Source organism: Chryseobacterium soldanellicola (assembly GCF_900100115.1).
In the GTDB taxonomy this organism is placed as follows: Bacteria; Bacteroidota; Bacteroidia; order Flavobacteriales; family Weeksellaceae; genus Chryseobacterium; species Chryseobacterium soldanellicola.
Genome location: NZ_FNKL01000001.1, coordinates 175,705 through 196,651 on the forward strand (window position 1 = coordinate 175,705; position 20,947 = coordinate 196,651).

General features: G+C 35.3%; 16 protein-coding genes. 3 read left to right on the top strand and 13 right to left on the bottom strand.

Features of this window, described 5'->3' with window-relative positions; translation table 11 throughout:
- Window positions 1-30 precede the first annotated feature (30 nt).
- The 4 genes from BLT04_RS00780 to BLT04_RS00795 all read right to left on the bottom strand — a co-directional run bounded on the left by BLT04_RS00780 (window position 31) and on the right by BLT04_RS00795 (window position 7,751).
- Window positions 31-2,190 carry a glycoside hydrolase family 97 protein gene (locus BLT04_RS00780; protein ID WP_089752721.1) on the bottom strand — a complete coding sequence of 720 codons (2,160 nt, stop codon included), beginning with the start codon at window positions 2,188-2,190 and terminating at the stop codon, window positions 31-33.
- 77 nt (window positions 2,191-2,267) lie between these two features.
- Entirely contained in the window at window positions 2,268-3,377 is a 1,110-nt protein-coding gene (locus BLT04_RS00785) for a SusE domain-containing protein (protein ID WP_089752723.1), read from the bottom strand.
- A gap of 18 nt (window positions 3,378-3,395) precedes the next feature.
- Entirely contained in the window at window positions 3,396-4,994 is a 1,599-nt protein-coding gene (locus tag BLT04_RS00790) for a RagB/SusD family nutrient uptake outer membrane protein (protein ID WP_089752724.1), read from the bottom strand.
- Window positions 4,995-5,006: 12 nt separating this feature from the next.
- Complete coding sequence (locus tag BLT04_RS00795; RefSeq protein WP_089752726.1) at window positions 5,007-7,751, bottom strand: SusC/RagA family TonB-linked outer membrane protein; 2,745 nt, start codon at window positions 7,749-7,751, stop codon at window positions 5,007-5,009.
- A 336-nt stretch (window positions 7,752-8,087) separates the two neighbouring features.
- Here BLT04_RS00795 and metG point away from each other — a divergent pair, with 336 nt between their 5' ends.
- The gene (gene metG, locus BLT04_RS00800; protein WP_089752727.1) at window positions 8,088-10,121 is read left to right on the top strand and encodes a methionine--tRNA ligase; all 2,034 of its coding nucleotides are present in this window, start codon (window positions 8,088-8,090) and stop codon (window positions 10,119-10,121) included.
- A 230-nt stretch (window positions 10,122-10,351) separates the two neighbouring features.
- On the opposite strand, the gene BLT04_RS00805 is transcribed toward metG, so the two are convergent.
- The 5 genes from BLT04_RS00805 to BLT04_RS00825 form a co-directional block, all read right to left on the bottom strand.
- Window positions 10,352-11,056, bottom strand: coding sequence for a class I SAM-dependent methyltransferase (locus BLT04_RS00805; RefSeq protein WP_089752729.1), 705 nt, complete (start codon window positions 11,054-11,056; stop codon window positions 10,352-10,354).
- A 430-nt stretch (window positions 11,057-11,486) separates the two neighbouring features.
- Window positions 11,487-13,079 (bottom strand): MFS transporter, encoded by a 1,593-nt coding sequence (locus BLT04_RS00810; protein WP_089752730.1) that lies wholly within the window; start codon window positions 13,077-13,079, stop codon window positions 11,487-11,489.
- Between the two features lie 90 nt (window positions 13,080-13,169).
- Window positions 13,170-14,285, bottom strand: coding sequence for an HlyD family secretion protein (locus BLT04_RS00815; protein WP_089752732.1), 1,116 nt, complete (start codon window positions 14,283-14,285; stop codon window positions 13,170-13,172).
- Window positions 14,286-14,310: 25 nt separating this feature from the next.
- Window positions 14,311-15,621 (bottom strand): TolC family protein, encoded by a 1,311-nt coding sequence (locus BLT04_RS00820; RefSeq protein WP_089752734.1) that lies wholly within the window; start codon window positions 15,619-15,621, stop codon window positions 14,311-14,313.
- Between the two features lie 89 nt (window positions 15,622-15,710).
- Window positions 15,711-16,556, bottom strand: coding sequence for a helix-turn-helix domain-containing protein (locus BLT04_RS00825; RefSeq protein ID WP_089752738.1), 846 nt, complete (start codon window positions 16,554-16,556; stop codon window positions 15,711-15,713).
- 70 nt (window positions 16,557-16,626) lie between these two features.
- Here BLT04_RS00825 and BLT04_RS00830 point away from each other — a divergent pair, with 70 nt between their 5' ends.
- Window positions 16,627-17,100 carry an Mpo1 family 2-hydroxy fatty acid dioxygenase gene (locus BLT04_RS00830; RefSeq protein WP_089752739.1) on the top strand — a complete coding sequence of 158 codons (474 nt, stop codon included), beginning with the start codon at window positions 16,627-16,629 and terminating at the stop codon, window positions 17,098-17,100.
- Here BLT04_RS00830 and BLT04_RS00835 read toward each other — a convergent pair.
- Window positions 17,097-18,164: a DUF2891 domain-containing protein gene (locus tag BLT04_RS00835; RefSeq protein WP_089752740.1), complete on the bottom strand. Its 1,068-nt coding sequence runs from the start codon at window positions 18,162-18,164 to the stop codon at window positions 17,097-17,099. The genes BLT04_RS00830 and BLT04_RS00835 overlap by 4 nt on opposite strands.
- Window positions 18,165-18,322: 158 nt before the next feature.
- Between BLT04_RS00835 and BLT04_RS00840 the strand changes: the two genes are divergently transcribed.
- Window positions 18,323-19,213 carry a DUF4349 domain-containing protein gene (locus BLT04_RS00840; protein ID WP_089752742.1) on the top strand — a complete coding sequence of 297 codons (891 nt, stop codon included), beginning with the start codon at window positions 18,323-18,325 and terminating at the stop codon, window positions 19,211-19,213.
- 53 nt (window positions 19,214-19,266) lie between these two features.
- Here BLT04_RS00840 and BLT04_RS00845 read toward each other — a convergent pair whose 3' ends face one another.
- From BLT04_RS00845 to BLT04_RS00855, 3 genes are all read right to left on the bottom strand, one after another.
- Entirely contained in the window at window positions 19,267-19,644 is a 378-nt protein-coding gene (locus tag BLT04_RS00845; RefSeq protein ID WP_089752744.1) for a hypothetical protein, read from the bottom strand.
- 72 nt (window positions 19,645-19,716) lie between these two features.
- Complete coding sequence (locus BLT04_RS00850) at window positions 19,717-20,415, bottom strand: SAM-dependent methyltransferase (RefSeq protein ID WP_089752746.1); 699 nt, start codon at window positions 20,413-20,415, stop codon at window positions 19,717-19,719.
- A 41-nt stretch (window positions 20,416-20,456) separates the two neighbouring features.
- Window positions 20,457-20,912 carry a low molecular weight protein-tyrosine-phosphatase gene (locus BLT04_RS00855; protein ID WP_089752748.1) on the bottom strand — a complete coding sequence of 152 codons (456 nt, stop codon included), beginning with the start codon at window positions 20,910-20,912 and terminating at the stop codon, window positions 20,457-20,459.
- Window positions 20,913-20,947: the final 35 nt, after the last annotated feature.

A 20,947-nucleotide genomic window follows, 5' to 3' on the forward strand; every position in this document is an offset into this window, starting at 1 on the left:
CAATAAAAAATAAAATCACTTATTAATTTACTAATTTATTGGTTTAATTGATACAGCGAAACCACCACTTCTTACCATTTTAAAATTAATTTTGGATTTGCTTGTAATCTCTTTTTTGTAAATATTATAACTCTGAGGATTATTAATATAATCGGCGTCTTTTCCATCTTCATAAATCGTTGCTTCATATTTTTTGCCTTTATCCAGGAAAGAGAAATCTACGGTATAATCACGCTTGTTTTCGTCTGTAATTCCGCCAACGAACCAATTTTCTGTTCCTTTTGCCTTTCTCGCAGTGATTACATAATCTCCCGGTTCAGCAGATAAAATTTTCGTATCATCCCAATCTGCTGCTACATCCTTGATAAACTGGAAAGCATCCATATGTTTTTTGTAGTTTTCAGGTAAATCTGCAGCCATCTGAAGAGGCATATACATCGTCACATATAAAGCCAGCTGTTTTGCCAGCGTAGTTTTCACAAAACGTTTATCGCCCGGGAAATAATAATCCAATTTAGTCTGGAAAATTCCCGGCGTGTAGTCCATAGAACCGCCCATCCATCTTGTAAACGGCAAAATCGTCTGATGGTCAGGATTATTTCCTCCGAATGCCTCATATTCCGTTCCACGAGCGGCTTCTGCAGAAATGTAGTTCGGATACGTACGGCTCTCGCCTGTCGGACGAACAGATTCATGAGAATTGACCATGATTTTATATTCATTGGCTTTTTCAGCAATCCTGTAGAAATGATTGATCGTCCATTGAGAATAATGATGCTCTCCTCTTGGAATAATATCGCCGACATAACCGGTTTTCACGGCATCATAACCATATTTGTTCATCAATTGGTAAGCTTTGTCTGCCCATCTTTCATAATTTGTTGCCGAACCCGAAGTTTCGTGGTGCATGATTAGCTTAATTCCCTTAGAATGAGCATATTCATTCAACATTTTAATATCAAAATCCGGGTAAGGTGTGATAAAATCGAAAACAAATTCTTTTGAATGACCGAACCAGTCTTCCCAACCGATGTTCCAGCCTTCGATCAATAAGCCCTGAAATCCGTTTTCAGCTGCAAAATCAATATATTCTTTAACTTTTGTATTGTTGGCGGCGTGTTTTCCGGTTGGTGTTAATTTTGAAAAATCAGTTTGCCCGATACGTACATTTGACTCAGGTTGTGCGTATGCCCATTGCGATTTTCCGATGATCATTTCCCACCAGACACCCATATATTTTGTAGGATGAATGTAAGAAGTGTCTTTGTATTTTGTCGGCTCATTAAGATTAAAAATCATCTTTGAAGCCATTACTTCTTCTGCTTTTGGGGCAACAATAATCGTTCTCCAAGGCGTCACAGACGGGGTCTGAATATATCCTTTTGCGCCTTGTCTGTCAGCTGTCAAATGAGTTTTAAATTTAAAATTCTGAGCATCAACTTCCAGGTGAGAAGCGGGATAATCCAAAACGGCAGCTTCCGCAACATTGATATATAAAGGCTCTTTTCCTTCTTTTTTCAACATTAATGGAGATTGTACTGCATTTTTAACTAAAGATTGAGAAGCATTGGCATCAAAAGCTTTGTCCCATCTTGCGGGAATTTCAGAAATCTTTGTTTCCTGATATTGATATTCCTGAGAATCATAATCTGCAACGATCCACCAGGCTTTCATGTCTGTCGGGAAATCGATTTCAGAATCTTCCTCACGAATGGTGAAATAATTGAGGTTTTTCTGCTGCGGAAATTCATATCTGAATCCCAGTCCATCATTAAACAATCTGAATTTTACAATAATACTTCTGTCAGCCGACGTCTGGCTAAGTGTAACTGCCAATTCGTTGTAATTGTTGATATAACTTTTCTTTTCACCAAGAACAGGCTGCCAGGTTTCATTTTTGGAATCTCTTTTTTCGTCTGTTTTCGTAAAACCATTGTTCAGATCAAATTTTGCATCTTCAGGCTTTGCAATTTCGGAAGCGAATTTTATAGAGGTATCTTTGAAAAGTCTTAACCCTAATTTAGAATCTTCAACTACTACATTGCCGTTGTATTTCAGGTTGTAATAAGGTACTCCCTGTTTCAGCTGGAAATTCATTTCAAACTTCCCGTCCGGCGATTTTAAAGATTGTGCATTTACACCTACAAACATCATTGCGAGCAAAAGCGCTCCACCTGTAATTTTCTTCATATTGACAATTTATAAACTTTAAAAATAAAGAAAGTGCTGCCGAAAAGCAACACTTTGCTAAGTAAATTCGTTAAATTTTACAGTTTTGTAACTGTTAACTTATAATTTGCTGAATTATGTATATCTAATTCGATTTTATAATTTCCTGCAACATCAACTTTATAGTTTGGATCTCCGGTAACTGTATTTTCAGAGCTTAAATAAGTAACAACACCTGTCCCTGAAGTCAAAGTCTGATCCGAGGCCTGAGGCTGAAATTTAATTGTCCAGTCGTCATTTGCTCTTAATTTGAACAATCCTGTCGTATTCAAAGCAATTGAATTAATTACATATTTTTTCGTAGCTGGATTGTAAACAAAATCTGTATCTGATCCCCAACCTGTAGGCGTTGCATCACCGATAATCCCGAAGTTGGCAACTATGTCAGAATAAGTATTGGCGGCCCAATCAACTTTTATATAATGAGTTCCTACTACAGTTGCTGCTATATCTGCTCCATCAACAGCTAACTTACCTGTTAATGTACCATCATCTCCTTTATTTCCCGGCCAGTCTTCATTGATTGTAAATTTGTGTTTACTTGCATCACCAAGACTTGTAATATAAATAAATCCTCTATACTTTCCATCTTTTTCAGGAGAAAATAAGTTTGGAGAATTATTTGGAGTCCAGTCTGCGTAACCCGCTGCTCCGGCGTATCCTCCAGGTACATTAATTTTAGGGTATACCAAATCAGGATTTGGCGTGTAGGGAGTTGCTGCCAAACTGATCACATTAGAATAAAAGAAGGCGGAACCAACCTTTGTTTTTAGCCTGGCTTCAATTTGATTAACTGTATCCGGTGTAGCACCTAAACTATACAAAACTGCATTTAGCTCAGCGTGAGTTATTGATTTATTAAGGTCAGTTCCTGCATCGACTCCAATACTGTTTTTAAAATTGGTTCCTTTAATTCCAAACTCTATTTGCTGCGTCGGAACTACTGCAATATTAAATACGGGTTTTACCCAAGTGAAGCTTATCGCTGCATTGCCTCCTATAATCTCACTTAATACGACTGTTGTTTTATCAGAAGAAACTTTAGCTTGAGTTACTTCGTTTAAAATAGCCTGATCTTCATCTTTTTCGCAAGAAATAACCAGAAGACCTATGAAAGCTATTGTTAAAATTCTAAATAATTGTTTCATTTTAATGGCGTTTTTTTATTAATACCCAGGATTTTGGATCAGATTAGGGTTGGCTACAATATCTTTTGCAGGAATCGGATAAAGATTTCTATAGTTTTCTACAGCTTTACCATCTTTTATATTTCCTTTCCAAGGCCATAGATAATCTCCTGTCGTATATTTGCCAAATCTGATCAAATCAGTTCTTCTGGTCATTTCCCAAGATAATTCTCTAGCTCTTTCATCTAAAATGAAATCTAAATTAATTGAGCTTACATTTCCGTTTGTATTCCCGTAAGCTCTTTGTCTTAAGTTATTTACATACGTAATAGCCGTTGCAATATTTCCGTTCCCTCCCCTAAGAGTTGCTTCTGCGTACATTAAATAAATATCTGCTAAACGATATAAAGGAATATCTGCTTCTACCCAATTACTATTTGATCCTGCAGTTCCATCACTTTTAATATTTTTAAATTTAATGAAAGCATATCCGTCATTAAATGATCCTAAATCATTGATTTCAAGATTTTGTCCGCTTGTATAGAAATTACCTCTTTTGTCACTTCCATTTGTCGGGAACTTATCTACAAAAGCTTTTGTAGTTCTAATACCACTCCATCCTCCATTGATACCGAAATCGGCAGCAGGCATTGTACCGCCAACAGAAGCATGAACTAAATAAGTCGTCCCACCGTTTGTCTGAGTATTAACTCCATCAAAATTAACAGTGAAGATCGCTTCAGGGTTATTAACATTATTATCTGCTAAAAATAAAGAGCTATAGCTTGGTTTTAAAGAATATCCCGCTCCAATCACTTTATTACAATAAGTAATAACGTCATTATTCCTTTGTGTTCCCGTATATACAGCGGCATTTAAATATAATCTGGCTAACAATGACCACGCAGCTGCTTTATCAGCTCTGCCGTAAGCATTGGTTTTTGGATCTTTTAAATCATTTGAACAAGCCAATAGCTCCTGCTCAACATAATTAAATAAAGCCGCTCTTTCTATTCTCTGAGGCGGATTAACAGATCCCGGAAGATATTTTTCATCAACAAATGGGACATTCCCAAATAAATCTAGTGCATGATAGTAAGATTGGGCTCTTAAAAATCTTGCTTCTGCACGCATATATTTAGCTTCAGTAAGATTATCACCTGTGATATTATTTGAAGCTAATTTTTCATCGCTTACATTTCTAAGAAATTCATTACAAAAAGCAATTTCCGTATAAATTCTGTAATATAAAGCTGCGATAAATTCGTTTGAAGAATCCCATGTCATTTTATGAATTGTATGCAGGTTTCCATCATTCCAGCCAATAACTGCTTCGTCTGTAGAAATCACCTGCATGGTGTACATTAATCTTGTGTATTGAGAAAATCCCCCATTGATTCCATTGATGTCACTATCGGGATAATTACCTCCATCACCGCTTACTTGCCCACCCATTGCCAAGCCACCATATAGTTTTGCCAAAGCATTAGGATAATTTTTAAAATCTGTGAAAACACTTGCAGAAGTAACATCTGTAATTGGTTCTCTTTCAAGATCCTTAACACATGAAGCCACAGATAACAACCCTACAATACCAGCTGTTAAAATTATATTTCTTGTTATTTTATTTGATATCATCTTACTTACTAATTAAAATTGAAAATTAAAACCTAATGAATAAATTCTTGGCATTTGATAATATCCATTATCAATTCCTCCGAAAACTTCAGGATCGATACCTGAATATTTTGTGATAACAAAGACATTCTGAGCCATTGCATACACCTTTAAGTTACTTCCTTTAGTAAATATTTCACCAAAATTATAACCTATATTTACATTATCCAATCTCAAAAAAGATGCATTTTCTACATATAAATCTGAAAAATACTGAGGAACCGCAAATTGATAAACCGGTGCTGTTGCGTGAACGTTCTGTAAATATTCATTTGTAGATGCAGATTGTAATGAGCTATTGGAAGCGGCATTATTATATACATAATTACCTAATATTGCTCTTGCGCTTAATCCAAAATCCCAATCTTTTACAGAAAGTTTGGTTGAAAATCCTAAAATAGCATCCGGCGTTGTAGATTTATAATAATATTTATCAAAAGTATCTATTTTACCATCCCCGTTTCTGTCAACATATGCTCCATCTACAGGCTTTCCGTTGGTATCATAAACTTGTTGATACACCCAGAATGCATTAGGAGCATATCCCACTGCATGAGCCTGAATGGTATTTCCGGAGCCCCCTTCAATTCCACCAATAGGAATATTGAATGTTGCATCTGCTCTTTCTAATAGTTTAGTTATTTCCGGTTTATAATGAGTTGCATTAAAATTCAGCTCCCAGGTTGTTCTTTCATTTTTTACAGGAATTACAGTAATACTACCTTCAATTCCTTTATTTTTCATATTTCCTACATTCAGTAAGTTTTGATTACTTAAATCTCCGGCTGCAATAGGAGAAACTACCAACAAGTTTTTAGTATCTTTTTGAAAGACATCTATTGAACCTAAAATTCTGTTGTTCATAAAACCATAATCTATCCCTAGGTTTTTCGTTGTTGTGGTTTCCCATGTAAGATTTGGATTATAAATATTAGGTCGGTACATGAAGTAATATTCATTGCCGAATTGATAATTAGCGCCTGGCGAGCTTGGGTTATAAGCTGCGTACGCAGGATAGTTGTTCGGCCTGTTTCCATCTAAGCCCGGAAGTTCCTGTTGACCGGTCTTACCCCAACCTGCTCTTAATTTTAATGTACTTATTGTAGAAATGTTTTTAATAAAGCTTTCTTCATTCAATTTCCATGCAACTGAAACACCTGGGAAATTACCCCATAAGTTATCTCTTGTTCCATTAAAAAATCTTGAAGAACCATCTCTTCTCAATGATCCTGAAATGATATATCGATCAGCAATTGTAAAAATTGCTCTTCCGTAGAAAGAGATCAATGTATTCTGAGACTCAAAATCATTACTTATTTGTGTAGGCGCGTTTCCTTTATAATTAATAGTACCTGGAATAACTGTTTTAAAATCCTGATAAGAATAACCAGCAGTAATATCTACCCCCGTACTAATTGCAGAAATATTTTTAACATAATTAAAATAGGTTTCTAGCAATTTATTTTTTTTCTCCATGCTATAGCTGTTGGAGCTTCCCTTATCATTAAAACCAGATTTATATTGTGCATCAATGGTTTTCTGCCCGTCACTTTTAGTATAATCATATCCGGCATTTACATTAAAATGTAATTCAGGAAGGAAATGGAATTTATAATCTAATTGTACATTTCCCAAGCCTCTTGTTACCGATGACACATCATGAATTGCCATTAAAGAAGCCAATGGATTGGCGTTGGCATTTACATTCAAACCTCCGTTCAATAACCATTCATAATACCCTCCGTAATTTGAATTGCCAGAATATACCGATTGGGTAGGGTCAAAATACGTTGCAGATTTAATAACTCCCGCATCTGCAAACCTGTTGTCTGTAAACGTTCCTTTTGCGCTTACATTCACAGATAAATGATTATCAAAAAACTTTGGATTTAAATTTAAGCCTACAGAAGTTCTTTTAAAGGAGTTTGTTCTTACGATACCATTTTGTTCGTTATAACCAACTGATAATCTATAAGGTAAATTCTTGATTCCGCCTGAAAAAGCAACATTATTATCCGTTCCCCAAGCATCCTGATAAATCAGATCTTGCCAATTTGTATTTGCAGTTCCTAATTTTGCTTTATAAGCATTAGAAGCATATGTGTTAACAAAATTTCTAAATTCATCAGCATCAAGAACATCTACATTGCCCATTTTACTGGAAATAGAAGCTACTGTTGAAAAATTGACTTTAAACCTGCCTGCGCTTCCTTTTTTTGTTGTAATCAAAATAACCCCGTTGGTTGCTCTGTTACCATAAATTGCAGTAGCAGAAGCATCTTTTAAAATATCAAATGTTTCAATATCATTCGGGTTAATTAGTGATAAGGGATCAGACGCTCCGTTTACCCCGACAAAATCCTGTGGCACACCATCAATTACGATTAATGGAGAATTATTACCATTCAAAGAAGCGGTTCCTCTAATTCTTATAGCAGTTCCGGATCCCGGAGCACCACTATTATTAGTAATCTGCACACCTGGTGTTTTCCCCTGGATTAATTGTCCGGCAGAAGTTGCACCCCCATTGAAGTCTTTTGCAGAAACAGAAGTAATAGATCCTGTAACATCCGACTTTTTCTGCTTCCCATACCCAATCAGTACAACCTCTTCTATTTTTTTCTCTTTTGTTGTAGAGTCTTGTGTTTGCGCGTGTATCATTGTACTTGCCAATAAAAATGCAGGCGCAATTTTTAATACCGTTGTAAAATTTTTCACAATATCGTTTTTTATATAGTTTCGTTTTTTTAAAAATATTTGGCGATAAGCCAGTCTTGCAATTTATAAAAAAATTATAATTATCATAAAATTATTATAATTTAAGATAAATTTATGTACATTAAACGTTCATTTTTCATTAAAAACCTTACTTTCAGTAATTTATGTTAAATTATGCAAAACATAACAGTGCAGGACATTTAACAAAAAGTTAAACATTCGTTTAACTAAATGTAATATTACTTAGTTCAATAATCATTATAAGGTTTTTAAAATCGGGAGAAAGAGGGGTTTTCAGGAGAATTCCTTATCTTTGCAGTTAAAACTTTACTATAAATGTCAAACAGAAAGATGATTACGGCAGCTTTGCCTTACGCAAACGGACCGGTTCATATAGGGCATTTGGCAGGTGTCTATATTCCTGCGGATGTTTACGCAAGATTTCAGAGAAGATCAGGAAAAGATGTAGCGTTTATCTGTGGGTCGGATGAGCACGGAATTCCTATTACCATAAGAGCAAAAAAAGAAGGAGTTACTCCACAACATATTGTAGATCAATATCATGAAGTCATTAAAAAGTCTTTTTCAGATTTGGGAATTTCTTTTGATGAATATTCAAGAACGACTTCTAAAAAGCATTATCAGACGAGTCAGGATTTCTTCAGAACCCTGCATGATAAAGGGAAATTTACGGAAGAAGTTTCTGAACAGTATTTTGATGAACAGGCTAATGAATTTTTAGCCGACAGATATATTGTAGGAACTTGCCCGAATTGCGGTAACGAAAACGCTTACGGAGATCAGTGCGAGAGATGTGGTTCTACCCTTTCTCCGTCAGAATTGATTAATCCAAAATCAATGTTGAGCGGAAATGTCCCTATTTTAAAAGAAACAAAAAACTGGTATTTACCATTAAATGAATACGAAGATTTCCTTAATGAATGGATCATTGAAGGCCATAAAGACGACTGGAAACCCAACGTTTACGGACAGGTTAAATCTTGGTTAAATGACGGTTTAAAGCCTCGAGCCATGACCAGAGATCTGAACTGGGGCGTTCCTGTTCCGCTTCCGAATGCAGAAGGAAAAGTGCTTTATGTTTGGTTTGATGCACCGATCGGATATATTTCTTTCACCAAAGAATGGGCTGAGAAAAACGGAAAAGACTGGAAAGATTACTGGCAAAGTGAAGAAAGTGACTTAGTTCATTTTATCGGAAAGGATAATATCGTGTTCCACTGTATCATTTTCCCTGCCATGATGAAGGCGCACGGAGATTATATCATGCCGAAAAACGTTCCTGCTTTTGAATTTTTGAATCTTGAAAACGATAAAATTTCAACATCAAGAAACTGGGCAGTTTGGGCGCACGAATATGTTGAAGATTTCCCTGGACAGCAAGATGTTTTAAGATATGCTTTATTGTCTTCCGCTCCGGAAACAAAGGATAATAATTTTACATGGAAAGATTTTCAGACGAAAAATAATTCTGAATTGGTTGGAATCTTCGGAAACTTCATTAACAGAGTTGCGGTTTTAGTTCATAAATATTATGATGGAATAATTCCACAAGGAGATGTAAATTCACCTGAATTAAAGGAAATCAATAAGTCTGCAAAAGAAATTTCAGGATTCTTAGAAAATTATGAATTCAGAAATTCTTTAACATCTTTAATGAATTTGGCGCGTTTCGGAAATCAATATCTTCAAACAGAAGAACCTTGGAAAACTATTAAAGATAACCCAGAAAAAGCAGCACAATCTTTATTTGTCGGAGCCCAGATTGCTGTTGCTTTAGCTCAATTATGTGAACCGTTTATGCCTTTCAGCTCTGAGAAGCTATTGAATATGTTCAATGTTGAAAAAGCAAGCTGGAGTGATGTTGAAACGAAATCTGTTTTAATTGAAACGGGTCATAAGATCAACGAATCATCTCTTCTTTTCTCAAAAATAGAAGACGATGTCATTGAAGCGCAGATTCAAAAACTAGAAAATACAAAACAAAACAATAAAAAAACAAACCCTAACGCAAATCCTATGAAAGACGAAATTTCTTTTGATGATTTTACGAAAATCGATCTAAGAACGGCTACCATTTTAGAAGCTGAAAAAGTAGAAAAAGCGGATAAACTGTTGAAACTTAAAGTAGATACAGGTGTAGACGTAAGAACTGTCGTATCAGGAATTGCAGAAAGTTTCACTCCGGAAGAGGTAATCGGAAAGCAGGTAATGATTTTATTAAATCTTGCGCCAAGAAAAATCAGAGGAATTGAATCTCAGGGAATGTTATTATTAACGACAAAAGCAGACGGAAAGTTATCTTTTGTAACACCTGATGAAACTGTTGAAAATGGTATCGAGATTGGATAGCATTTCACTATTTCAGATAAAAAAAGACGCATAAAAATGCGTCTTTTTTGTTTTCTTGTCATTGCGAGGAGCAAAGCGACGAAGCAATCTCTTAATAATCTTAACACTTAAATTATTTCTTAATATTTAAAATTTTAACCATTAAGGTTTATTAAGATTTTAAGGATAGTTAAGTTTAAACTTATTTTTAAATTAAGATTGCTTCGTCGCTTTGCTCCTCGCAATGACAGTTATTTCTTCATAAGTCTTGCAAGATAAGAATCCTCATCCTGCACTATTTTTTCGATGGTGAAACCATTATTTTCTGCTGCATTTTTCAATGTATTAAAATCAAGATAAAGCCATTTTATAGGATCTTCGGATTCTCCTTTGTAATGCACGGTATAATCCAGTTCACCATAATATCCGTCTGCGGGAATATAAACTCCGCCATCTTCATCACGGTCGAACATATACAAAATATCGGTGCTGTCAATTAAAACCTGACCATTTTCGTTTAATAATGGATGCAATTTTTTAAGGTAGATATCAATTTTTGTTAAGCTTTCAAAAATTCCTGTTCCGTTCATTAATAATAAGATCGTATCAAAAGTATCTCCTGAAAAATCAAGAATATTTTTGCAGATTGTTTTTTGAACTCCTCTTAATTTAGCAACTTCAATAGATTTTGGTGAAATATCCAGTGCTAAAACATCCAAATTCATTTCATTTTGAAGATACAAAGAATGCGATCCTGCTCCAGATCCGATATCCAGAACTTTTCCCTGAGATAACTCGAGGGCTTTTTGTTCGATCTCATTCATTTCTTCAAACTCCCGGAAAAGATAGTCTACAGGAAGCTCGTCCAGTTCGGAAATTGAAGTTTCAGTCTGCAGATCTTCCGGATTTTCGTTGTGAAAATGATCCCAGATCGCCTTACCCATTAAATCTTTCATAGCTGTTTTTTAAAGGTTGTAAAGATAAAGGTTTTTGAATTGTTTTTTTTAACACAGATAACACAAATGTTTTCACAAATAACACTATAAGAATATTTATTCTGAAAACATCTAGCTAATTTCCAATTACGTTGTTGAGATCCTTTCAGGATGACAAAGTGTGTGGTTGATTTTGTTTGATAATAATAATTTAATGAAAAGACAAATATCCTAGCCCCGAACGCAGCATTTGTTTGAGCTCATTTTTCAGTTTTCGGCGGCGGCTTTGCCGCCGCCGAAAACTGAAAAATGAGCGAGTGCGGAGAGCGGGAAAAGCTCCTAAAGTATAACGTGAATTGTGAATAATCAATGTGTGAAGTTAAAACAAGAAAAGACAAAGCCCCGTCTTAATCAAAAGAACAGGGCTTTGCACATGAAAAACAAGGTTTCTTTATATTACAGGACCTGCAGCATCTTTCAGTTCTTCTGCAATTTGTCTGTTTTCTTTTACTCTTCTTTTGGCAATGACGGATTTTCCGCGTAAAACCCTTATAAATCTGCCATACTTGAAACGTTCTTCTCCGAAATGGTGCGTCATCACGTATCCTAAAATCGCAAACCCCGCCCAAATTATATAACCGAAAATCTTCTTATTGGAAGCGATAATTGCATTGAGCTGAATTGCTTTTATATTGGAAGCTACATTTTGTGGACTGACCGTTAATCCATCCATATAAACTGCCAGATTCCCCAGGCTCTCTATCTGAAACCGATACTGAAACCATGAAAATAATGCTGAAAATAAGCCTACCGTCAGGAAAGTCCGCCATACCAGAAACAATCCGATTGCGGCCAGCATATCGTTTAATTCAAGCTTATCTAAAGTGTAATACCAAACTCCGATGAACAAAGCTGCCATTCCGTAGCCTTTTAAAAACATGGGAAGATACCAGCTTTCATAATTAAATTCCAGCACCATCGAAAAATACATGATGATCGAATAGCCCAACATCGCGGAAAAGCCCAAAAAGATGTAAATTTTTAACGGAATATCTTTTTTAAACCAAATTACCGCAATGAAACCCGCTAAAATAATCCCGGGAATCATCAATAAGCTTAATTGCGCATTGGTGAGCTGATCATACCCCAAAACTCCGACTGCATATATATTCTGAATAGAAGTCGTTCCCAGAAACATCCCAAGACAAAAAAGCATAAATAAGCCATGTAAAACATTATTTTTTGAAAATATCCTGAACGATAAATAAGGTCTTTTTAAATGAATTTGACGGGTCACCAACAGTGCAAAGCTCACAAAGGCCGCAATACTCGCATTAATAATTTTATCTGAATTCAGCCAATCCTGCTGTTTCCCAAAAGAAAAAACATACGCCGAAAACATAAATGTCGAAATGAAAAATATAATACTCAGCCAATCAATATAATACAACGGAACTTTAAGCGCAAAATATTGATCATGCATAAAAATCCATTGTATTAAAGCCAAAATAAAGCACAAAATTGAAATAATAATAAAAAACTGCTGCCAGTTATACAAAATCGAAACTTTGACCGCATAATATCCAACGATCTGATTCATCACCAAAATAAAGGTGTAAAATACACCATAAAACATTCCTCGGTTCCCGATCATTGCCATTACAGGTAAAAATAATTCTATCGCTACAATCATTTTTAAAAACCCAAGAACCAGGGAAGATGCAATAATAACGGAAGGTTCTAAAGTTGTTGCATTTATGTAATTTAATATTCCCAAAAGAATTAAAACAGTGGCAATTTTATCTCGTATTTTGAATCTCAGTTTCAATCTGAGAACGATGGGCATACTCGCTCCCATCCCAATAGTAGTCGCATAATTCGCAAAAATATAATTCTCCGAAAGTGCACCCGTACCACCGACCATGTAGCTGATATTTCCGCTGTAAACCCCGCCAAGAGGCATCACAACTGCCATTAATAAAACAATTAATAAAAGCTGCACCGGCTTTGGCACCCAATCGTGAAATAATCCTTTGTTATACATTTTGTTACATGTTTAAATTTGTGAATTCTCAATAAGCCAATTGTGAATTTGCCCTGTTAAAATTGACAACTCACTTTTCACTATTGACAATTAATTTATCTGCACATTTATGTTCATTCCTGCACTCAGTTTATCGATATCCTCTTTTTTGTTGAAAGCTGTAAACTCTATTCTCACAGGGATTCTTTGCTGAACTTTGATAAAGTTTCCTGTTGAATTATCCGTCGGAACGTTTGAATATCTTGAACCTGTAGCTGCAGAAATTGCCGTTACAACACCTTCAAATTTTTGTCCGCCCAATGCATCTGCTGTCATCATCATTTTTTCTCCGACCCTGATATTTGGCATCTGACTTTCTAAAAAATTGGCGGTTACCCATTTTTGCCCATTTAAAACAATGGTTGCCACTTGCTGTCCGGGTTGGATTAATTGTCCTTCAGAAATCACTCTCCTACCCATCACACCATCGTAAGGTGCCGTAATTACGGTGTAAGAAAGGTTGATTTTTGCCATATCCAAAGCAGATTTTGTTCTTTTAATTTCGGCATCGATAATTCCGAATTTGCTTTTTACTTCCGTTGTAGAAAGATTGGCGGATTGTTTTTGGTTAACCAGCATTTCGTAAGCTGCTTTTTGAGCGTCATATTCCGTTTTTACCTGGTCGTATTGCTGTCTTGTCACGGCTTCCGAAGCCAGAAGATTTTTGTATCGGTTTAAATTCTGTTCAGCATTCCAAAGTCTTGCTTTTGCTCCTGCAATATTAGATTCCATCACATTGACGTTGTTGGAAACGGTGTTTACAGACGAACCGGTGGCTACACGCTGAGCCAAAGCATTTTGATAAGCTGCTTCTGCCTGACCGATCTGTGTTAAAATTTCACGGTCATCTAAAACAACCAAAGTATCGCCTTTCTTAACGTTTTGATGTTCAATGAATTTTATTTCTTTGATATAAGCTGAAACCCGGGTATTTATAGGATTGATAAACTCCTCAACCTGAGCTGCTTCCGTGTAGGTTTTATCTCCAATGTGGAAATATTGACGAACCAGCCAGTATAATCCAAAACCAATGATCAGAAAAACAACGATATTTGAAATAATTGCTTTTAATTTATTCTTTTTGGTTTCTTTTTTCTTTGTTTCAGCACTTGATGTCGTTGTTTCAGTTGGCTGTATATTTTGAGTATTTTGTTCCTTGTTTTCCATTGTTTTGTTTTTAGCTTTTAAAAAATTAAAGAGTTCCTGTAGATTTCAGAAGATTATAATATTGATACAAGACGTTGATTTCAGCATTGGCATAATCCAGCTCTGACTGTAATTTCTGATTTTGCGCGTCAATCATTTCGGCCTGTACTGCCAATTGATTCAGATACTTAGCTTCTGTAATCTTGTAGTTTTCTTCAGCTAATCTTTTAGCATCGTTAAGAATTTCAGCCTGTTGTATAGATTCCTGATATTTTACATAAGCTGCATTTACTGCCATATTGATATTATCCTCGACCAGAATCATGGCATCGCCCGCCTGTATCTTCTGAAGCTGACCAAGCTTTACTCTTTCCTTTGTTTTAAACAGATTATCAATAGTATAGCTCAAAGAAACACCCGTTTGCCAGCCTCCCGCATACATATCCAAAACTGGATTTCTATTGGTGATCGGCCTTTGTAAGCTATATCCTCCGAATCCGGCTACAGTAGGCATTTTATCGGTTTTAATGATTTCAATATTTTTATCGGCAACATCGATATTTGTTTGGGCTGATTTTATCTGAGGATTGCTGCTGTGTGCGAGATCAAGATAATAATCCATCCCAATTCCTGATTCTTTGTTGTTTAAATCTTCAACCGGAATAATCTCAGTATCAACAGGTAAGCCCAAAGCAATACTTAAATTATAATTAAGAATTTTTTTATTATTGGTTAAAGTTAAAATTCCCTGATCTAAGTTTTTGATTGCCAACTCACCACGAATAACTTCATTTCGAGTAACCATTCCCTGCTGATAAAATTTCTGGATATTTTTCAGTCTTTCCTGAGCCAGTTTTTTGTTGTTTTGAAAAACAGATTCCTGATTTAAAATTTTATAAACATCCAGATAACTTGAAATCACTAAAAATTTCACATCCTGCTTATTTTTTTCAAAATCTAATTTTGTTAATTGTTCACGAAGTCCGGCCAGTTCGATAGATTTATTCACCAATCCACCTTTAAAGATCAGTTGAGTAGCCTGTACAGCATACGAGCTCCCGTAATGCGGCATCGGAATATTGGTTGAATTTGAAAAATCTTTGTCGATCGCAAGTACATCACCTAAATAAAATTGGCTCATAGATGCTGTAATTGTAGGCAGTTTCTGAAGCTTAGCAATATTGATATTCTGTTTTGCAATATCAATATTCTGAGCAGAAACTTTTAACTGCTGATGATTCTGAACTGCCAGCTCGGCGACTTCATCCGCTGTCATTTTCCTCATCTGTTGTGAAAAAAACAACGCCGGAAATAAAGCGATCACAAGTGATATTGCTGTTTTTATATTGTGTACCATTTACCTTGTTTTTACATAGGCAAAGTTATGGTAGCACTAAAGTCAATCAAATGCTTGAGATTTGGAAAAAGATGTTCAGATGTAAGATTTCAGTTTTCAAACTGATGCCGGTATTGTGACGGGCTTACCTCCAGATGTTTTTTAAAAAAATGAGAAAATGAGTATTGATCGCTAAAACCAAGCATATTTGAAATCTCTGAAACCGGTTTATTTGAAGAGTTTAAAAGCACTTTTGCCTCATTAATAACAATAGCAGAAATAATCTGGCTGGCAGATTTTCCTGTAATTGATTTAACAACTGATGAAAGATGTCTGGTTGTAATAGACTGCCGCTCGGCATAAAACTCTACAGTTCGTTGTTTTTGATGATTTTCTGCGAGATCCGTTAAAAAAATAAAGACAATTTCTTCCTGTCTCGACATCTGGTTTACAGCATGGCTGTCTTCTTTGGAAATAATTCCTGCCATTTGATAGCAGAAAACCGAAAAAAGATGCTCTACAACTTCTTTTTTATACAATATTTCTGTTTCTGTATCTAAAATATATTTGAGAAAATTTACACTTTTCCAGACTACTTCCATTTCAGCGGGATCAAAAGGAACGCCGCGATTCATTTGTTGCCTAAAGTACCGATAACCAATTAACCGGTTGAACCTCAATGACAAAGCTGAAATAAACTCTCTTTTATAAGAAACCATTCTCGACTGAAAATCGTCACTTACAGAAATCATTTCATACACGGTCTGCGGATCTGTTACCATAAACATATTGGCAGAAAGCTCCAGGTCACTGAAATGCTGACGAAGTTTTATGCTTCCTGTTTTAATGAAAATAAATGCCGGATTTTCAGGACGAAAAGGCTTATCGACAGCTATTCTCTCGAAAATATTATGTTGCGTAAAGATTTCAACTCCGAATTTTTCCAGGACAGACATAGCACAAATTTAATCAATATATACAGTGATTACAAAAATTTATTATTTTAGTATTTACAAATTTCCTATTATGAGAAAAATTGATTTATTATTTGCAGAATATAGCGAAAGTCACAGAAACGCGACAAATAAATTCATCCACTGGATTTGCGTGCCTTTAATTTTTTGGACAATTTTGGGATTTATTTCTCTTATTCCTTCAAAATCAATTGGCTTCAGATATATTGGTGAAATTAGCTACGTGAGTCTTGCTGCAATGGCTCTCGTTACCGTTTTTTATATGAGGCTTTCTTTTTTAATTGGCTTAATCATGATTTTTATAATGACTTTAATGGAAAGTTTTGCTTACGGAATCAATATCCGCTTCAAAGAAAATTCATGGATCGTTTATCTAGCCGTTTTTATTGTTACTTGGATTTTGCAGTTTGTCGGCCACAAAATTGAGGGCAAAAAGCCCTCTTTCCTGAAAGATCTACAATTTCTTTTGATAGGACCAATTTGGCTTTTAAGCTTTATCCTTAAAAAACTGGGAATCAAATATTAATCTTCCAAAGCATAGACCGCAAAGCTCGCCAGCCAATGATCTCCACCGTAATTTCCCTGGAAAAGTAATGGCAGTCCGTTATTCAAAAAGACATTGGCTGTTTTCTGAAAATCCTTTTTCAATGGATGATTATCGGGAAGCGACTTGGCAATTCCCTTCATACACCAGGCTTTTGTAAAAGATAATCCAACCAGATGAACGGTCTGATAATCGTTCAGATCACTTACAACCGGAATCTTTTCAATATTCTCTAAACTACGTTTTTCATAGAAATTATTTAACCATTTTACAAAATCTTTTTGAGGCAAAACTCTTCGCATTAAATCTGCAATTTCCAAACTCGGCGAAAAGAAATCCGAACCGTCCGGCTCAAGATAAGCAGGCGTTTTCGTATTATTTAAATAAAAATATTTTGCCCTTTCTATCAGTTGATTTTCAAAATCCTTATCGTGATTTGCTCTTGCCCAATCGAGCGCAAAGACCATTGCAAAAGCGGTATTCGGATGAACTCCGGTTCTGTTGGGATAGGTTTGTTTTGGAAGATAAGTTTTCCAGGATTCTAAAATTTTATCCGTTAAAGGCTTTAAATTCTGATGCCAGATTTTTGCTTTCGAATCATCCCAGGTTAATAATTCTTCATCAAGCTTTAACAGCCAGGCCCAGCCGTAAGTTCTTTCAAATGTAGTGGTTAACTGATATTTTGTAAAATAGTCCGCCTCAGCTTGAAGATTTTCTTTTTTAAATGAATTATCCAACATTTTTTCAATGTCTTTGGCAATTAATAAATCCGGTTTTGTCTTTAGCAAGCGAACCAGCATCCAATGCCCATGAACAGAGCTGTGCCAGTCAAAACAACCATAAAAAGTCGGATGCAGATCTTTCGGACTTAACGGAACTTCATTTACCGTGTTGATAATATGCGCGGTTTTATTAGGATATTCCTGATTGATGCAGTGAAGCGGTTTTTCGGATAATTTAATAGCCATTTCATCTGTCAGCTTCGGAATTTCCTGAGCGTACATCAAAAAAGGAGAAAGTATAAGGACTAAAAGACTCTTTTTCATTCAATAAAAATATAAAATAATTTAATTTTTTAATGGCTTAGACAAATAAAAACATCAATAAGTAAAGTTTTTCCATGAATTGATATTAATTATTAAAAATTTGACACTAAATCTTAACTTAAGCATAGTTTTTGATAAGAATTCACCAAAACTTATTCATGAGAAAATTACTTTTACTATTATTCTGCCTTCTGCTTATTCATTGTAAGAAAACTGAAATGATCGCTAATGAATCACCACAAGCGATGATGGTTTCGGTCCCTGAAGAGTCAGACAAAGCAATTTCTGCGGCTAGAGCTACCGATGTTTCTCCTCCGAATGCAATTTCCGAAAAATTGATGCCTGATAATAAAGTTGATAACACTTCTAATTCACCAAATAAAATTGATACGATCTCCAAAAAAATCATCAAAAACGGAGAAATGAAAATTCAGGTCGGAGATATTAAAAATGCTCAGAATCAGGTCGATGAAATTCTCAAAAAAAACAAAGCTTACCTTCAAAAAGAAGAATTCCAGAATACGGATACGAATGAAAATTTAAATTTAACCATAAGAGTCCCGCATGCCAATTTTGATGCGCTTATCAATTCGTTTTCAGATGGCGTGGGTTCTGTTTTATCAAAAAATATATCATCAAATGATGTCACGGAAGAATATACCGATGTTTCCATAAAATTAACGAATAAAAAAATCTATCTTGAAAAATATCGAGATATGCTGAAAAACGCAGCTACGACAAAAGATATTTTGGAAATTCAGGAAAACATCCGTGAGCTGGAAGATGAAATTGATGTCTCTGAGGGGACACTGCGTTTCATCGACGACCGGGTAAATTACAGTACCTTGAATTTAAGCTTATATAAAGAAAAAGTGAGAAGTTCTGCCACTTCAAAAATAGGTTTTGGAAGTCGGTTCGGTGATTCTTTAACTGAAGGCTGGAATAGTTTCGTTGCTTTTTTCCTTGGAGTGATCTCTTTGTGGCCATTCTTATTGTTGATTCCTTTGATCATTTTTGTTTGGAGAAAATGGCGGGCAAGAAAAAAATAAATACAAATCCGAATATTGGTTAATATTCGGATTTGTATTTTTAAGTCAAATTTTTAAGCATTAAAATGATTTTTCACTTTTTCTAAAACCTCTTCATCAGACATTTGTTGCGCTGTATCCAAAGTAATATCCAGATTTTTGAACTGAGCCGTATCATGAAGATAATGCTTCAGCTCTTCCTGAATTTTTCCCGGACCAGTAATATACACTTCCTGGGAGTTGGTCAGCAAATGCTCTACCTCTTTAAAGAATTTCACTTTGTTCGTTCTTTCCGCGTTGTTTCCTGCGTTTTCACTTGAATTCCCATGTTGGATTTCCGCTTTTACAGGACTACAAAGGAAAAATTTAAATGCATTTTGAGCATCATGATTTTTTACGACAACAGCTTTTTCACTATCAATCCAAAGTCCAGCTAATTTTTTTTCAGACATAATTTTAATTTTTTAAAGTTATGCTTGATATAGTCAAGAATGATGCAAAGGTTGCGTTAACGCATGTTAAAGTTATTTACCTAAAACGAATACCGCCGGAATTTTATGCAGTTCGGGCTTTTGTTTCTGCCATTCTTTGATGGTTTTTGTTTTGATCAATTCGTGTTCGGGATCATTGATATTTGCGGCGATACAAAGTTTTGTATGAGGAGAAAGAAATTTACATAAGTCTTCAAAAAGCGGATTATTTCTGTACGGTGTTTCCATGAAAATCTGGGAATAGCCTGTCTTCTGAACCATGCTTTCCAAATGTAAAATCTGTTTTTTCTTTTCACCTTTTTCAATCGGAAGATAACCATTGAAGGTAAATTCCTGTCCGTTGAAACCGCTGGAAATCAGTGCCAAAATAATCGAAGAAGGTCCTGAAACAGGAATAACTCTAATATTTTTCTCGTGACACCATTTTACGATCAGATTCCCGGGATCGGCAATACAGGGAAGTCCGGCTTCAGAAAGCAATCCAAAATCCTGCCCTTTTAACATCAGTTCCTGAGCTTCTTTGATATCGGCATTTTCAGTGTATTTATCTAATAAAAATAACTTTAAATCTGCCTGTTTTTTCTCAGGTGCAAAAAATTTAACTACTTTTCTGGCCGTTTTTTCGTTTTCTACAAAGAAATAATCAGTTTGCATGATATAATCCTTTAGCACAGGTGAAAAATGCGTGATAGAGGTGTTTTCAGATAAATAAGCAGGAAGTAGAAAAAGCATTTTTAATTATGAATTATGAGTTATAAGTTTGTTGATCGTTGCTAGTTATTTATTTTTAGATGATTGAGAATCGCGTCGCATCCTTTGTCAAGCAATTGGAAAACATCTTCAAAATCGTTCATATCGCCCCAATACGGATCCGGAACTTCGGCATTTTCATGATCTCCAAATATTTCTAAAAATAAGAAAATTTTCTGACGTTGCTCTTCATTTTTAGCTTTTGAAATAACATCTTCATACACATCAATATCCATACAGTAGATCTTATCAAAGTTTTCTAAATCTTCATTAGTAATCGGCCTTGACCTTTGTTTTGAAATATCAATTCCGTGGTTGGCAGCTGTTTTTATCGCTCTTTTATCCGGATGTTCGCCTTCATGCAAGGAAATTGTTCCGACAGAATCTACAAAAAAGCTATCCGGAACTTTTGTCTTCATAATTCCTTCTGCTAAAGGGCTTCTGCATATATTTCCCAGACAAACCATCAATATTTTCATGTTTTTCTGATTTAAAATTTAAGCCTAAATGATAA

Excerpts from the sequence above, each read along its gene's own strand:
- BLT04_RS00845 (WP_089752744.1), bottom strand. The coding sequence starts at position 19,644 with ATGTCTGAAAAAAAATTAGCTGGACTTTGGATTGATAGTGAAAAAGCT.
- BLT04_RS00780 (WP_089752721.1), bottom strand. The coding sequence starts at position 2,190 with ATGAAGAAAATTACAGGTGGAGCGCTTTTGCTCGCAATGATGTTTGTA.
- BLT04_RS00855 (WP_089752748.1), bottom strand. The coding sequence starts at position 20,912 with ATGAAAATATTGATGGTTTGTCTGGGAAATATATGCAGAAGCCCTTTA.
- BLT04_RS00790 (WP_089752724.1), bottom strand. The coding sequence starts at position 4,994 with ATGATATCAAATAAAATAACAAGAAATATAATTTTAACAGCTGGTATT.
- BLT04_RS00815 (WP_089752732.1), bottom strand. The coding sequence starts at position 14,285 with ATGGAAAACAAGGAACAAAATACTCAAAATATACAGCCAACTGAAACA.
- BLT04_RS00850 (WP_089752746.1), bottom strand. The coding sequence starts at position 20,415 with ATGCTTTTTCTACTTCCTGCTTATTTATCTGAAAACACCTCTATCACG.
- BLT04_RS00805 (WP_089752729.1), bottom strand. The coding sequence starts at position 11,056 with ATGAAAGATTTAATGGGTAAGGCGATCTGGGATCATTTTCACAACGAA.
- BLT04_RS00825 (WP_089752738.1), bottom strand. The coding sequence starts at position 16,556 with ATGTCTGTCCTGGAAAAATTCGGAGTTGAAATCTTTACGCAACATAAT.
- metG (WP_089752727.1), top strand. The coding sequence starts at position 8,088 with ATGTCAAACAGAAAGATGATTACGGCAGCTTTGCCTTACGCAAACGGA.
- BLT04_RS00840 (WP_089752742.1), top strand. The coding sequence starts at position 18,323 with ATGAGAAAATTACTTTTACTATTATTCTGCCTTCTGCTTATTCATTGT.
- BLT04_RS00785 (WP_089752723.1), bottom strand. The coding sequence starts at position 3,377 with ATGAAACAATTATTTAGAATTTTAACAATAGCTTTCATAGGTCTTCTG.
- BLT04_RS00810 (WP_089752730.1), bottom strand. The coding sequence starts at position 13,079 with ATGTATAACAAAGGATTATTTCACGATTGGGTGCCAAAGCCGGTGCAG.
- BLT04_RS00820 (WP_089752734.1), bottom strand. The coding sequence starts at position 15,621 with ATGGTACACAATATAAAAACAGCAATATCACTTGTGATCGCTTTATTT.
- BLT04_RS00830 (WP_089752739.1), top strand. The coding sequence starts at position 16,627 with ATGAGAAAAATTGATTTATTATTTGCAGAATATAGCGAAAGTCACAGA.
- BLT04_RS00835 (WP_089752740.1), bottom strand. The coding sequence starts at position 18,164 with ATGAAAAAGAGTCTTTTAGTCCTTATACTTTCTCCTTTTTTGATGTAC.